This window comes from Priestia sp. FSL R5-0597, from assembly GCF_038006305.1.
In the GTDB taxonomy this organism is placed as follows: Bacteria; Bacillota; Bacilli; order Bacillales; family Bacillaceae_H; genus Priestia; species Priestia zanthoxyli.
Map to the genome: position 1 here is coordinate 877,936 of NZ_JBBOUZ010000001.1, position 14,374 is coordinate 892,309.

Annotated in this window: 13 protein-coding genes; 6 read left to right on the plus strand and 7 right to left on the minus strand. The window is 38.5% G+C overall.

Features of this window, described 5'->3' with window-relative positions; genetic code table 11:
* Positions 1 to 53: 53 nt before the first annotated feature.
* Positions 54 to 638 (plus strand): hypothetical protein, encoded by a 585-nt coding sequence (locus tag MKX72_RS04560; protein WP_033578155.1) that lies wholly within the window; start codon positions 54 to 56, stop codon positions 636 to 638.
* 16 nt (positions 639 to 654) lie between these two features.
* Positions 655 to 978 carry a DUF3243 domain-containing protein gene (locus tag MKX72_RS04565; RefSeq protein ID WP_013081917.1) on the plus strand — a complete coding sequence of 108 codons (324 nt, stop codon included), beginning with the start codon at positions 655 to 657 and terminating at the stop codon, positions 976 to 978.
* Between the two features lie 43 nt (positions 979 to 1,021).
* Here MKX72_RS04565 and MKX72_RS04570 read toward each other — a convergent pair whose 3' ends face one another.
* Genes MKX72_RS04570 through MKX72_RS04580 form a run of 3 tightly spaced genes read right to left on the minus strand, consistent with a single transcriptional unit; the run spans position 1,022 to position 3,420 of the window.
* Entirely contained in the window at positions 1,022 to 1,207 is a 186-nt protein-coding gene (locus tag MKX72_RS04570; RefSeq protein WP_013081918.1) for a FeoB-associated Cys-rich membrane protein, read from the minus strand.
* A gap of 15 nt (positions 1,208 to 1,222) precedes the next feature.
* The gene (gene feoB, locus MKX72_RS04575) at positions 1,223 to 3,193 is read right to left on the minus strand and encodes a ferrous iron transport protein B (protein ID WP_155008443.1); all 1,971 of its coding nucleotides are present in this window, start codon (positions 3,191 to 3,193) and stop codon (positions 1,223 to 1,225) included.
* Entirely contained in the window at positions 3,190 to 3,420 is a 231-nt protein-coding gene (locus MKX72_RS04580) for a FeoA family protein (protein WP_013055605.1), read from the minus strand. Before MKX72_RS04580 ends, feoB begins: the two co-directional genes overlap by 4 nt.
* Before the next feature lie 175 nt (positions 3,421 to 3,595).
* On the opposite strand from MKX72_RS04580, the gene MKX72_RS04585 reads away from it, so the two are divergent.
* The 3 genes from MKX72_RS04585 (at position 3,596) to MKX72_RS04595 (ending at position 7,555) form a co-directional block, all read left to right on the plus strand.
* The gene (locus MKX72_RS04585) at positions 3,596 to 4,081 is read left to right on the plus strand and encodes a GNAT family N-acetyltransferase (RefSeq protein WP_013081920.1); all 486 of its coding nucleotides are present in this window, start codon (positions 3,596 to 3,598) and stop codon (positions 4,079 to 4,081) included.
* Positions 4,082 to 4,272: 191 nt separating this feature from the next.
* The gene (locus MKX72_RS04590; RefSeq protein ID WP_154991691.1) at positions 4,273 to 6,606 is read left to right on the plus strand and encodes a YhgE/Pip domain-containing protein; all 2,334 of its coding nucleotides are present in this window, start codon (positions 4,273 to 4,275) and stop codon (positions 6,604 to 6,606) included.
* Positions 6,607 to 6,703: 97 nt separating this feature from the next.
* Complete coding sequence (locus MKX72_RS04595) at positions 6,704 to 7,555, plus strand: class I SAM-dependent methyltransferase (RefSeq protein ID WP_098626004.1); 852 nt, start codon at positions 6,704 to 6,706, stop codon at positions 7,553 to 7,555.
* A gap of 58 nt (positions 7,556 to 7,613) precedes the next feature.
* Here the strand turns inward: MKX72_RS04595 and rpoN are convergent, their stop codons facing one another.
* A complete protein-coding gene (gene rpoN, locus MKX72_RS04600) occupies positions 7,614 to 8,951 on the minus strand; it encodes an RNA polymerase factor sigma-54 (protein ID WP_224979863.1) in 1,338 nt (445 codons plus the stop codon).
* A gap of 210 nt (positions 8,952 to 9,161) precedes the next feature.
* Positions 9,162 to 9,509, minus strand: a complete 348-nt coding sequence (locus MKX72_RS04605) for a winged helix-turn-helix transcriptional regulator (protein ID WP_014461394.1) — start codon at positions 9,507 to 9,509, stop codon at positions 9,162 to 9,164.
* Between the two features lie 163 nt (positions 9,510 to 9,672).
* Here MKX72_RS04605 and MKX72_RS04610 point away from each other — a divergent pair, with 163 nt between their 5' ends.
* Positions 9,673 to 10,656, plus strand: a complete 984-nt coding sequence (locus MKX72_RS04610) for a zinc-binding dehydrogenase (protein WP_033578159.1) — start codon at positions 9,673 to 9,675, stop codon at positions 10,654 to 10,656.
* A 119-nt stretch (positions 10,657 to 10,775) separates the two neighbouring features.
* Here the strand turns inward: MKX72_RS04610 and MKX72_RS04615 are convergent, their stop codons facing one another.
* Together MKX72_RS04615 and MKX72_RS04620 are read right to left on the minus strand one after the other, a co-directional pair.
* Positions 10,776 to 12,560 carry an ABC transporter ATP-binding protein gene (locus tag MKX72_RS04615; RefSeq protein WP_028412166.1) on the minus strand — a complete coding sequence of 595 codons (1,785 nt, stop codon included), beginning with the start codon at positions 12,558 to 12,560 and terminating at the stop codon, positions 10,776 to 10,778.
* A gap of 16 nt (positions 12,561 to 12,576) precedes the next feature.
* Complete coding sequence (locus MKX72_RS04620; RefSeq protein ID WP_155008441.1) at positions 12,577 to 14,319, minus strand: ABC transporter ATP-binding protein; 1,743 nt, start codon at positions 14,317 to 14,319, stop codon at positions 12,577 to 12,579.
* Between the last annotated feature and the right edge of the window lie 55 nt (positions 14,320 to 14,374).

Here is a 14,374-nt window from a genome sequence, read left to right on the forward strand (position 1 = left end):
TATAAAAAAAGATGGGAAATCACTCAATAACGATGCTAAAGGAGGCAGTAAAAATGGAAAGAAACCGATCTGAATTACAAAACCCTGCTTTAAGCAACAGCGCAGGCATCAACAACGATGTAGGAATTAATAACAATCCACAGACAGCTAATAGCACTGCTGCTGTTAGCACCACGGGGAAAAGCTACAGCAGCAAGCTAGTAAAAGGTGTTGTTGTCGGGGCAGTTGTAGGTGGATGTATAACATTACTTGATAATAAAACTCGCTCATCTGTTAAAAGAAGAGCCGTTACATTAAAGGACTCTTCTGCAAACATGATTAATCAAGTAAAAGAGAACCCTCAAGAAACAAAAGAAAAAATGGTGCAGCAAATGAAAAATGCATCGAATCTTTTAAAAGATGCAATTAATGATGCCAAACATTTGTACGAGCGTGTAAATGAAGATTTCTTTAAGCAAGCAGAAGATGTGAAAAGCGTTACGCATGATGCAAAATCAACGGTAGAAGATGCTAAAAGTGATTTACAGCAAATTGGTGAAAAAGTGAAAGATGCAACTTCTGAAATAAGTAAGGAAAAGATGACGCCGGACGAAAAACCAGAATCTGAGCGTGAAAGAACATATCAGTCTATTCACTAAGAAGGAGATGTTAACTGTGAGTCAAATGAATGAAGGAACTACAAAAGACATGAATAAAATTGAAGAAACGGTAGATAATTTAGGGACGGAGAAAAAAGAAGCAATTTTGCAGAATTTTGATACGTTTACTGATTATTTAACTCAAAAAGTTCATGTCGGTAAAAAGCTCGGGTTAAATGAGGAACAATTAGCAGCTGCTACAAAAAAAGTGGCTAGCTATTTAGCCAAAAATGAGGAGCCTCGAAACCGAGAAGAAAAAGTCCTTCATGAGTTATGGAAAGTCAGCAGTGAAGAGGAAAAGGAAGTCCTTTCTCATCTCATTTTAAAACTAGTTGCGTAACATTAAAAAAGCATCCCGTCTATCAGGATGCTTTTTTAATGTATTAAGATGATTGATTTTGAGCCTCTTGAATCGTTTTATCCCAGTCAATACCGCAATCATCCGTTGCACAAGAAGATTGCTGTGCGCAGCTTGCACATTTTCCCTGAGTACTCTTGCGGAAGAATTTTGTCATATGATAAAGGGCATACCCAAAAATCAAAACCCCAATTAAAATGTTAATAATCAATGTTATTCACTCCTTTTAAGAAAAACCAAGTACTTTTCCAATAGTGTGTACAAGCAAAGCTACGAGATAAGCGACAACCAAAGGGTAGGCCACAGCAAATGCTGTCCATTTTAATGAGCCGGTTTCTCGTCGAATAACAGCGACGGTTGCTAGACACGGAACGTAAAGAAGAACAAACACCATAAACGTATAGGCTGTTAGCGGTGTAAAGAATGTCTTCATTGTGTCGCCAAGCTGTCCTTCTTGTACTTTATAAATGATGCTCATAGTTGAAACAACCACTTCTTTCGCTAGGAACCCTGTAATCAGTGATGCTACAGCTTGCCATGTCGCAAAACCTAAAGGGATAAATAGAGGAGCGATAGCACCTCCAATAATAGCCATAAAGCTATTTTCCATATCTACTCCAAAACCGCCAGGGCCAGCGTAAGATGATAGCCAGATAAATACAGAGCCAGCTAAAATAACCGTACCTGCTTTTCGGACGAAATTTCGGCCTTTTTCCCACGTGCTTCTCCAAAGAGTCTTGGCTTGAGGTACGCGGTAAGGAGGAAGTTCAACAATAAAAGTTGATTGTTCGTCTTTAAGAAGCGTTACTGATAAAATTTTCGTTACAACAAGTGCTAAAATAATGCCAAGCAAGTACATAGAAAACACCACAGCTGCTCCGTTTTGCACAAAAAACGCACCTACAAACAAAGCGTATACAGGAAGACGTGCTGAACAGCTCATAAATGGATTGACTAAAATGGTCATAAGGCGCTCTTTTCGCTGTTCAATTGTACGCGCGGCCATAATCCCCGGTACGTTACATCCAAAGCTAATAATCATCGGAATAAATGCTTTTCCGTTCAAACCGAAAAATTCCATTATACGATCCATTACTACAGCAATTCTAGCCATGTATCCTGAATCTTCAAGCAGTGAAATGAAAAAGAACAGGACAAAAATTTGTGGTACAAATACCAGTACGCCGCCTACTCCTGCAATAATGCCATCCACAATTAAATCGTGAATAAATGGAGCAGCACCAGCTGCATTTAAAAGAGAATCAGCGCCTTCACTAAGCGTTCCGCCAAAGAAGCCGTCCAGTTTATCAGAAAGCGGAACGCCAATCCACGTAAACGTAATATTAAAAATCAAATACATTAAGCCAAGAAAAATAGGGAGACCAAGCCACTTATGCGTCACAATTCGATCGATTCGATCCGTGAAAGTTAAAGGTGTTTCGCTGCCCTTTATGATACACTCGCTCGAAATGCGTTCAATAAATGTCGTACGCACGTCGAAGAAATGCTCACTAAGCGGCTTGTTTATTTTTTGTGCAGCGGCTTTTCGAAGCTCAAGCAGCTCTGAGTAACTCGTTTTTTCTTTTAATGTTGATTCGATTACGCTATTTTCCGCTAAGAACTGAATGGCCATCCATCTGCTGACGTCCGCTTTTGTTTGAATCATATGAATTGCTTGTTCAGCGGTTTCCCCATAATTTAATTGAAATGAAGGGGCTTTTAAATCTTGCTTCAAAGTAGAGAGCAGATCGTTAATTCCTTTTCCATTGCGGGCAATAATCGCTGAAACCGGAATATGTAATGATTTGCTAAGCTTCTCCAAATTAAAAGTCAATCCGCGTTTTTCCGCTACATCAATCATATTTAAGCCGATTACTAATGGCTTTCCATATTCCAATGCTTGAATAGTGAGATGCATGCTTCTTTCAAACTGAGAAGCGTCTACAATATTCAGCATACTGTTAAATTCTCCGGTTAACAAAAAGTTAGTTACCACTGCTTCATCTGAAGAAAGAGGAGTAAAGTCATACACACCCGGCAAATCAACCAGCTGGCTGTTTTGCTTTTTAATAGATCCAACTTTCTTTTCAACGGTTACACCGCTCCAGTTTCCTACGTATTCATAGGAATCTGTTAATATATTGAATAAAGAAGTTTTTCCTGTGTTTGGATTTCCTAAAAGTGCAATTGTACTCATGCTGTCTCAACCTCAATTTTGGCCGCATCGCGTTTTCGGATGCTAATCATTTGACCTTGACATTCAATAATACAAGGTCCTCCTAAGATGGTTTTTTGCTTCATGCATAGTTCGCAGCCTTTTTTTACTCCAAAAGAAAGAAGGCGGCGTTCTAATGATCTATCTAAAAATTCAATGTTTTTAACTTTTACTTTGTCGCCAATACTCACGGTAGTTAAATTCATCATTCAGCACTCCTGTTAATGATAATCATTTTCAATTTGTATCTATCTCGATTATACATAAGGTTCTAAAATCAATCAATGCTTCTAGAGCGTTACAATTAAAAATATATATTTATAACTATATTTTTCAGGTGAAATTATGTACGATTTTAGCAGTAAATTGTCAGGAGGGATGTGAGTGGAGGTAATCATTCGCAAAATGAGAAAAGAAGATATTACGTCTGTTCAATACGTCGCAAAGATGAGTTGGTATGATACATATGAAGGAATTATTCCTAGAAGCGTTCAGAATCGGTTTCTTTCAGAAGCATACTCCAATAAAAGGCTGCTGTGGCGCTTGCGTAATTCGTTCATTTATGTAGCAACTATTGATGAGAAAATCGTAGGATACGCTAACTTTTTCCGACTACAAAACAGAGGGGAAATAGAACTAGGATCTATCTATATACTGCCTGCTTATCAAGGAAAAGGAATCGGTTCGCAATTGTTAGAAAAAGGAATGAAGCGCTCGAAGGAATTAAAAATCGTTTACATTAACGTAGAAAGGGAAAACGGAATAGGCCGTGCATTTTATCAATCAAAAGGTTTCCAGCTTGTGGATGAATTTGATGATGAATTTGACGGGCATTTACTAAGAACGATGCGAATGAAACTCATGATTTAAGCCTGATATTTAGTGTGAACGTTATCTTAAAAAGCTGATTTTAAACTTTCTGCTAAAATCAGCTTTTAATTACAGAATAACGATTGACCTTATTCTTGTGAATATGGTAACATTAATCAGAACTTAATGACCGAAAATGTTTTTCGGTCAAACAGTCAGGCGGAAGTAAGGATTATTGGAGGCTAAAAAACATGAATATGATTAAAGGAGAATGGAAAAAAATCTTTTCCAAACCAATGACTATTGTTGTGATTTGCGGATTGTTATTTGTTCCATTACTTTATAATGTCATCTTTTTATCTGCTTACTGGGATCCATATGGAAAAACAGATCAAATTCCAGTTGCAGTGGTAAATGAAGATAAAGGTGCTACGTTAGATGGAAAGAAATTGAATGTCGGTCGTGATTTTGTTGATGATTTAAAGAAAAACGATAAATTTGACTGGAAATTTACGAACAAAGAAAAAGCGTTAGAAGGCTTAAAAAATGAGGACTACTACTTAGTTTTGGAAATTCCAAAGAATTTCTCCAAAAATGCAACAACATTAATGGATGAGAATCCTAAAAAAATGAAATTTATCTACCATACAAATGCCGGAAAGAACTATTCAGGCGCTCAAATTAGCTCAAATGCAGTAGCTAAAATCAATGATCAGATTAAAGAAGCAGTTACAAAGCAGTATGCTGAAACGGTATTTGACAGCTTTAAGCAAGTAGCGGACGGTCTTCAAAAAGCAAGTGACGGTGCAGGAGAGCTAGAAAATGGCTCGAAAACGCTGCGAGATAACATGAAGAAACTAGCAGACAGCACGGTTACGTTTGAAGACGGTACAGCTAAATTAGCAAGCGGGTTAACGGATGCACGAAAAGGAGCAACAGATTTAAATGCCGGTGCAGCTAAGCTACTAAACGGTGCGGACACAATTAATGAAAACTTAGGCAGCCTAAACAGCGGTTTAGGGAAGCTAGAGAATGGAAGCAGTCAATTATATAGTGCTTCTAGTCAATTAGAAACTGGAGCTGTTGGTGTTCGAGATGGGTTGTCAAAGCTACAAAGTGCAACCAAACAACTTAATGATGGAACACAGACACTTCAAGGAAAGCTTCCGCAGTTCACGAGCGGCTTAAACCAAGTGGATGCTGAAGTGAGCAGCGTTACGCAGCAAATTAATCAAGCGGAACAGGAAATCACTCAGATTAAACAGCAGGTAGATTCAAAAAAAGCGGAGTTTGAACAGCAGCAGCAAGCTCTTATTGACAGCATTAACAGCAACGAATCCATTCCCGATGAGCAAAAACAAACGCTGATTGCAGGAATTAAAAAGCTGACGTCTCAGCAGTTTATGGATGAACAGCAGCAAAAAGCAGAGCAGCTAAAAGCAAAAGTAGATAAAGTGCAAGAGTTATCTGCGGCGCTGCAAAAGCTTTCTAAAGGCGGAGAAGATATCCAAAGCGCAATTAATAAAATTGCTGACGGACAAAGTCAGCTGTACGATGGACAAACGAAAGTATATAACGGTGCTGTTAAACTAGCAGACGGAGAAAAGCAGTTCAACAGTAAATTTGCAGAGCTAAACAGCGGTATAGCTGACGCTCATACAGGAGCTGGAAAGCTTGCTGACGGGCAGCAGCAACTTGTGGATGGGCTTAAGAAGTCTGAACAAGGAAGCGCAGCGCTAGCAAATGGTTTAACGCAGTTAGAAAACGGAGCAACCAAATTAGCAAATGGTTCTAAAGAGTTAACAAATGGTTCATCCAAACTATATGACGGTTCATCTAAATTATCAGATGGAACAAGCGAGCTTCATTCATCTTTAGCGGATGGTGCAAAAGATGCAAAAGATGTTAAAGCAGATGATAAAACATACAGCATGTTTTCAAATCCAACGGATTTAAAATCAGATAAACAAAATAACGTAGATAAGTACGGTGTCGGATTAGCTCCATACATCTTATGTATTGGCTTGTTTGCGGGAACATTAATGTTTTCAGCGGTGTACCCAATGAAAGAGCCATCAATTCGACCGACATCAGGTATTTCGTGGTTCTTAAGTAAGTTTAGTGTCATCACTATTGTAGGTATGCTGCAAGCAGCGATTGCTGTTACAGCCCTTCTTTGGGGCTTGCATTTAAACGTAACAAGCATTTGGCACTTCTATATCTTTACCATGATTACAGGTGTAACGTTCTTTACACTGATCTTGTTCTTAACAACAGGGTTAGGAAAAGTAGGGCAGTATTTAGCCTTTATTATTCTGCTGCTTCAAATTGGCGGCAGTGCAGGTACATTCCCTAAAGCACTTGTGCCGGAATTCTTCCAGGCAATCAATCCATACTTGCCTATGACCTATGCAATTCGCGGTTTCCGTGAAATTATTTCAATTGGTGATGATTTCGGCTATGTATGGCATCAGGCTGGCGTACTTGGAATCTTTGCAGCAATCTTCATCACTCTTTCATTGATAATGTTTTATATCAATGCCAGAAAAGAGAAGCATCACACAGAGGAAGAGGCAGCAGCCTAATTTAACTAATAGAAAAAGAGAGTTCCAGTTTAAAAAGGAACTCTCTTTTTCTTTATGTTAGTATAGGTTTACGTGTAAAAGAGGGGAATGTGAATGCATGCAGCTTACAAAATTTGCGGTGTATGAAAGTGATCGTGTGAAAAAGTGGCAGGAAGGGCTGAAAGAATGGGACGGTTCAATATCGGAACGGATGATAAATGACAAAGCGGAAGATGAATTTTGGCAGCAATATCTAGAAAAAATGTCTTTTGATTCAGAAAACGATCCTGTAGTGAAACAGCTTCAGCAAGAACTTCTTGCTTTTTTGAATCCAAGTGACTCTGTCATGGAAATTGGCCCTGGCTGGGGAAATTATACGTTTTCAATTACGGATTATGTAAAAGAACTTACGTGTATGGATTGTTCGCCAAGCATCATCCGCTACTTACAAAAACAATCAAATGCCCGCTCTAATCTAAAGTTCATAGAAGGTAAATGGGAGTATGAGCGTCTAACAGATAACTATGACGTGGTAGTAGGAATAAACTGTTTTTACCGTATGCATAACATTGTCGATGGTCTCTTAAATATGAATGATTCGGCTAATCGTTTGGCGGTTATTGGCATGTCAGCGGGTCCAGAAAAGCCTCATTACGTAGAGTTACATAGAAAACTTGGGTACGAGATTAAATGGCGCCGTAAGGAATATATTGACTTACTAAATATTTTATATGAACTGGGCATTTATGCAGATTGTAAGCTGGTTCCTATAACCAAAACGGTAACGTATGAGACGTACGAAGATCTCATCAAGAAGAACTCGACAAAGCTGCTTTCGAAAGATGTTGACAAATTAGAAACTGAGAAGATTATTTTACAGCATGTAAAGAAAATAAATGGCACATATGAATATACGTATCAATATCATATGGCTTTTATTTATTGGAAACCGATAAAAAGAACCCGTTGATTTTTATTCAACGGGTTCTTTTTAGTAGTAATAAAGCTGTAATTTAGAATAAATAATATTAAAATCGTCGCCGCTTAGAAGAACTTTCAATTCCAGCTTCTTCACGGTATTTAGCTACTGTTCTTCTTGAAATTTGAATTCCTTCGCTGGAAAGAAGAGACATGAGCTTTTGATCTGAAAGAGGTTTTAATTTATTTTCTTCGGCAATTAATGTTTTAATTTTCTCTTTTATAAAGGCGGTAGAATTGCTTTGTTCGCCATCGGTTCTCTCTAAAGAATTAGTGAAAAAGTATTTTAGTTCAAACAGTCCGCGCGGCGTTTGAATATACTTTCCGTTAGTTGCACGGCTTACCGTTGATTCGTGACAGTCTACTTTTTGAGCAATATCTTTTAAGGTAAGCGGCTTTAGCCCCGAAATACCCATTTCAAAAAAATCTTGCTGATGTTCCACAATGGCTTTAGACACGTTGTAAATCGTCGCATTACGCTGCTCAATACTATTAATTAGCCAAGTAGCTTCATGGATTTTTTCCTGTACGTATCGATCGGTTGTTACGCATGCAGAGCGATGAACCAGTTTTTGGTAGGTGCTGTTAATCTCGATGGGCGGAAGCAGCTCGCTATGAAGAATAACATGATAGCGGCCGTCTATTTTTTGTACCGTTACATCAGGCGAAATGTACTTCGTAAGCGGAACATAGAAATCTCCTGCTGGACGAGGATTCAATGTCCGCAAGCAGTCAACAATTTCTTGTACTTCGCGCATTGAAATAGAGTATTTTTTTGAAATGTTCCGATATTTTTTGTTAGCAATATCTTCAATATCGTGTTTCACCACATCGTATAAAAGAGGAGGCTTTGACTTTTTGGCCTTAATTTGAATAAGCAGTGAATCGACAAAGTTTTGAGCGCCCACTCCGATTGGATCAAAGCTTTGTAAAACGTGAATCATATCGTTGACTTCGTCAATTGAAACGTTAAGCAGTTCGGCTGCCAATTTTGGTTCAATTGCTAAAAAGCCGTTTTTATTTAAGTTTCCAATTAGAAATTGAACGATGTGTTTTTGCTGTGAGTGTAAATGATTTAGCATAGACAGCTGCTCTAATAAATGGCTCTCTAATGTCACAGTTTGATCGGATATATAATTAAACGGATTATACTCGTCATCGGTGTGACCTTTTGAATATGAACGCTGTTCTCGAGTGTTAAATGAATTTTTTTGCTGAGAATCGCCAGCAGACAGTTTAATTACAGGATTTTCATTGACTTGCTCATGAAGATAATGAACTAAATCGGCCGTAGAATAATTTAAAATGTTGATAGACTGACGTAATTCAGGTGTCATGGCCAATTTTAATAGTTGTTTTTGAGATAAATCTAAACCTAATTGCATCATTGAATCACCTATCATTCTTGAGTTTTATTTCGACAATTCTGGCTGCATCGTTCGACATCATCATATATGAAAATGCGAAAGAATTCTATAGTGTTGTCAGATGTTCTTACACAAGGGCGACTCATAAGAAAGAGTAGGGAAATAGATAAAACAACCGAATAGCTCTTCCCAGCAGCTATTCGGTTATTTTAACAAAGCTGCTAGGAGAACTTAGCTGCAATTTGGGGTGTTTCCCATTCTTCTATCTCCCCATGCGCACATCATATTTAAAATTTCTCGTAAGGTTTCGCCTTCTTCACTGAGTGAGTACTCTACTTTAGGAGGAACTTCATTGTATACTTTTCTATTAACTACACCGTCTTTTTCTAATTCTTTTAGCTGTTGAGACAGCATTTTTTTAGTAATAGCAGGCATAGCTCGCTGAAGTTCGCTAAAACGTTTTTCGCCTTCTTTTAAGAGGCATAAAATAACGACTTTCCATTTCCCGCCGATTACTTCAAGTGTTGCTTCAACAGGTACATTATAGTGGGGTGCTTTCACCGCTAATCCTCCATTCATAAACAGATATGAAATATGGATATAATAATTTAATATCCATAGACCTAGGTTACCGGGAAGGTACCTGGTTACATGAAAGTGCCGTCTTTTGTAAACAACATGTATTTATTATACTGAAAAAGAACTTTTAATTGAAGGAAGAAATGTAAAAGGGGAGATCTTGATGAAAGCTTTACTGCTAGAAGGCAAAGGGAAAGTAAGTGAGATGAAAGTCGGAAATATCCAAAAGCCGCATCCAGCTAAAGGTGAAATTTTAGTTAAAATTAAAGCTACTGCCTTGAACCCTGTAGATTATAAAACAGGAAACGGCGGTAATCCCAGTTGGACATACCCTCACGTATTAGGACTTGATTCAGCTGGCGTTGTCGAGGAAGTGGGAGAAGAAGTCACAACTGTCAAAATCGGAGACCGCGTTGTATATCATAGCGATTTATCAAAAAAAGGCGGGTTTGCACAGTACGGAGTGACAACAGCTCATACGGTTTCCCTTATTCCACAAGGAGTTTCATTTGAAGACGCTGCAGCTATTCCATGTGCGGGGTATACAGCATATCAAGCATTGTTTCACAAAATGAACGCTTCAAAAGGACAAACGATTTTAATTCACGCAGGTGCTGGAGGGGTTGGAGGGTTTGCCATTCAGCTTGCTAAAAATGCAGGTCTTACAGTGCTTACAACCGCATCTTCTGCCAATCATGAGTTTGTAAAAAGTTTAGGTGCTGACTATGCAATCGACTACCGTAAAGAAGATTTTGTGAAAAAAGTGCTGGAGCTTACCGATGGACTCGGTGTAGATTTAGTCTTGGATACAGTCGGGCGTAACAATGCAGACGAGTCGGTAAAGGCTCTTGCTTTTAATGGTCAAATTGCATTTATCGCAGGACCTCCTAATGTAAATGATGCGATTTCGTTTGCGCATCCACTATCGTTTCATCAAGTTGCATTAGGAAGCGTACATCAGTCTAACAACGTAAAAGAACAGCAAAAACTTGCGGAGATGGGAAATAAAATGCTTTTGCTTTTACAAGAAAATAAGCTGAATGCTCTTGTGGAAAAAGTCATTTCACTAGACGAAGTGCCGGCAGCTTTAGATGAACTGGCGACTCGTCGAGTAAAAGGAAAAATTGTAGCTGTGATAGATAAATGATAGAGCGAAAAAGAGCTTGAGAAAAAAGTATTTTAGTTGAAGTAAAAAACGAACTATTGATCAATAGTTCGTTTTCTCGTCTTTAGATTGGATTGGGTTAAGTTATGTTCCAGCCTCTTTTAAATCGTAAACTGCTGCGTATAGAGCTTGTGGTAAAAACCTTGTTTCTCTAATAGCTCGTGATGATTTCCTTTTTCAATAATCTGTCCGTCTTTTAAGACAAGAATTTGATTTGCATTTTCAATCGTTTTGAGGCGGTGGGCAATTACAAAGCTTGTTTTTCCTTTTAATAGATTACTCATTCCTTTTTGAATATCAATTTCTGTTTTTGTATCAATATTGGAAGTAGCTTCGTCTAAAATTAAAATATCACAGTCAGAGAGCATGGCTCGGGCAATCGATAAGAGTTGCTTTTGACCTTCACTTAAATTTCCTCCACCGGCTGAAATCACGGTATCGTATTGCTGCGGCAGGTGCTTGATAAAAGAATGAGCATTTGCCATTTTTGCTGCGCTTTTCACTTCTTCATCGCTGGCATCTAACCGGCCGAATCGAATGTTATCCGCAATCGTACCGGAAAATAAATAGGTATCCTGAAGAACAATGCCAATTCGATTTCGTAAATCATGGATGTTATAGTCACTGATGGAACGGCCGTCAATTTTAATGTCTCCGTTTGCGATGTCATAAAATCGTGTGAGCAAGTTAATGATTGTTGTTTTACCAGAACCTGTAGGACCGACCAAAGCAACCATTTCACCTTTTTTTGCTGTAAGTGTAACATTTTTTAAAATCATTTTTTCGTCAGTATAGCCAAATGATACGTTCTCAAAAGCAACGTCTCCTGCAAATTTTGTAACAGAAAGAGCGTTTGGCTTGTTTGTGACGTCCGGCTGCTCATCCATAATCGCAAACACGCGCTCTGCGCCGGCAATAGCCGAAAGAATAGTGTTTACTAAGTTTGCCATTTGACTGATTGGGCGAGAGAACTGACGTGAGTAGTTAACAAATGAAGCGATCATCCCAACTGTAACGCTACCTTGAACAGCCATAAATGCTCCTGCTCCAATCACTAGTGCTAAGCCTAAGTTGTTAATAAAGTTTGTGACAGGACCTAAAAAGCCTGAAAATGTTTCTGCTTTTGTTGCTGAACTTCTCAGCTGTTCATTTCGTTCATTAAAAACAGTTAAAAAATCTTTTTCCTTACTAAAAAGCGTAACAACTTCTCCTCCAGAGATTGCTTCTTCTACAAAGCCGTTTAGCTCACCTAAGTCTTTTTGGCGTTTGACAAAATTTTCACTGCTTCGTTTTAATATTTGTCGAACGATTATAACCATTAATGGAATAACAATCAGTGTGATAATGGCAAGAATCCAGTTGAGCGAGAACATCGCAATGGTAATACCGACTAGAGATAAAATAGAGGACAGAGCCTGAATAACGCTTTGACTCAGAGCGTTATTCAGGTTATCAATATCATTCGTAACCCGGCTCATTAACTCTCCGTGAGCTCGCTTATCAAAAAAGCGAAGAGAGAGAGTTTGAAGCTTTGCAAATAAATCTTGGCGGAGCATTCCGATGGTCGTAAACGAAACGTTTACCATTAAATAGGTTTGCAGCCATGTTAACAAAGATGTCGTAATGTAAATTCCTGCAAGAGTGAGTGACATTCGTATCGTTCCGCTGATATCTTTGGGAATAATATGCTCGTCAATAATAACCCCAATTAAATAAGGGCCTAATAAATTAAGCAGGGAAGTCACAATAACTAAGATGATCGCAGCCACAAGCGGAGGCTTTCGTTTTCCCATATATGACCAGATTCTATATAGTGTTTTTTTCGCATTCTTTGGCTTCACTACAGGACCCTTCATCATGCCTCTAGGGCCGCGAATAGAGCTCATTTGATTTTTACCTTGATTATTCACTAGGCAACACCTCTTTTCCGCCTTGTGCTAGATAAATGTCGTAATAAAGAGAGTGGTGACGAAGCAATTCTTCATGAGTCCCTTGTTCAGCAATTTTGCCTTCATCCATGACGATAATATGATCAGCGTGAAGAAGAGACGAAATTTTAGACGCAATAATAATGACGGTCGCATCGGAAAACTCTTCTTTTAAATGTGTTAGTACCTGCGCTTCTGAGACAGCATCCAACGCGGAAGTTGCATCATCAATGACCAATATAGCAGGCTTTCTAACAAATGCACGCGCGATTGAAAGACGCTGCTTTTGCCCTCCTGATAAGTTGGTTGCTCCTCGCGTTAAAGGATACTCATATTTTTCTGGGAGTTTTTCAATAAACTCCGTTGCGCATGCGAAAGCTGCAGCATCTTCAATTTCTGAGGAAGAAGCATGATCGTTTCCCATTCGAATATTCATATCAATCGTTCCGGTAAACAGTGTAGCTTTTTGAGGAATAAACCCAATGGATGAGCGAAGCTCTTTTACGTCATAGTTTGTCAGATTTTTTCCATCTACAAAAATTTCGCCGCCATCAGGATCATATAAGCGCGAAATAAGTTTTGCAAGCGTCGATTTTCCGCTTCCAGTAGAGCCGATAATGCCAATAGTTTCCCCGTGTTTAGCAGTAAATGAAATATCTTTTAATACGTTTTCTCCATTTTTACTGTAGCTGTATGTAACGTTTTGAAACGATAGATCACCTTTAAGCCTGTTGATTTGAGGAGCAGAGTTTGCTGGAGGAATGTCTATTTTTGTTTTTAAAACAGAATCGATTCGTTCAGCTGAAGGGAATGCACGTGTAATTTGCATCAGCACCATGCTGCTTGACATAAGTCCGTTTAAAATAATCGTTAAGTAATTAATAAAAGCTAAAATCACACCTGCTTCAATTTTTCCTGCTTCAACTTGAAGTCCACCCAGCCATAGAGTAGCTACCATGCCGATATTTACTACAAATAAAATAACGGGCATTAAAAGCGAAATAAGCTGAACAGCACTCATATTAGCTTGCGTCAAGGAGCTGTTTGCTTCTTTAAACTGATTGATTTCATATGATTCTCTTACATACGCTTTTACTACGCGCATCCCTGATAAATTTTCTTGGACTTTTGTGTTTACACGATCAACGCTTCGCTGAACTTTTTTGAAAAGTTTTCCGGCTTTCGTGATCACAAACCAAATGCATAAAAATAAAATAGGGACGACCACGACGATAATAGGAAACAAAGAACGAGCGGTTAATAACACGATCACAATACTTCCTGCAAAAAGTAAAGGTCCTCTAACTAATACTTTTAGCGTCATATTCAATGCGTTTTGAACACTCGTTACATCATTTGTCATGACGGTGATTAAGTGACCAGTCCCTAGTTTATCTCTGTTGCTGTTTGAGAGGTTTTCAATCTTTTCAAAAAGCGATTTTCGAATATCGGTAGAAAAATTTACTGCTGCTTTTGTGCTAAGGATGGCGCAGACGATACCAGCAGCTAAGCCAATGATTGCTAACATAAGCATAAGGATACTTCGGGTGATAACATATGTTTGATTGTTGTTTGCAATGCCATAATCAATGATATGCTGCATAATAGTAGGCTGAAGAAGGTCAGCTAACACTTCAATGACCATCAATAGCGGGGCAAACAGCGCGAGCCATTTGTAAGGTTTTAAGTAAGGGTATAAAGATTTAATTGTATTCACACATTGTGGCACTCCTTTCTGTAAAAAATATGGTAACATAGAATAAGTTTAGAAG

Coding starts and splice junctions, on each gene's coding strand:
- MKX72_RS04590 (WP_154991691.1), top strand. CDS start 4,273: ATGAATATGATTAAAGGAGAATGGAAAAAAATCTTTTCCAAACCAATG.
- rpoN (WP_224979863.1), bottom strand. CDS start 8,951: ATGATGCAATTAGGTTTAGATTTATCTCAAAAACAACTATTAAAATTG.
- MKX72_RS04605 (WP_014461394.1), bottom strand. CDS start 9,509: ATGAATGGAGGATTAGCGGTGAAAGCACCCCACTATAATGTACCTGTT.
- MKX72_RS04615 (WP_028412166.1), bottom strand. CDS start 12,560: ATGAGCTCTATTCGCGGCCCTAGAGGCATGATGAAGGGTCCTGTAGTG.
- MKX72_RS04610 (WP_033578159.1), top strand. CDS start 9,673: ATGAAAGCTTTACTGCTAGAAGGCAAAGGGAAAGTAAGTGAGATGAAA.
- MKX72_RS04595 (WP_098626004.1), top strand. CDS start 6,704: ATGCAGCTTACAAAATTTGCGGTGTATGAAAGTGATCGTGTGAAAAAG.
- MKX72_RS04580 (WP_013055605.1), bottom strand. CDS start 3,420: ATGATGAATTTAACTACCGTGAGTATTGGCGACAAAGTAAAAGTTAAA.
- MKX72_RS04560 (WP_033578155.1), top strand. CDS start 54: ATGGAAAGAAACCGATCTGAATTACAAAACCCTGCTTTAAGCAACAGC.
- feoB (WP_155008443.1), bottom strand. CDS start 3,193: ATGAGTACAATTGCACTTTTAGGAAATCCAAACACAGGAAAAACTTCT.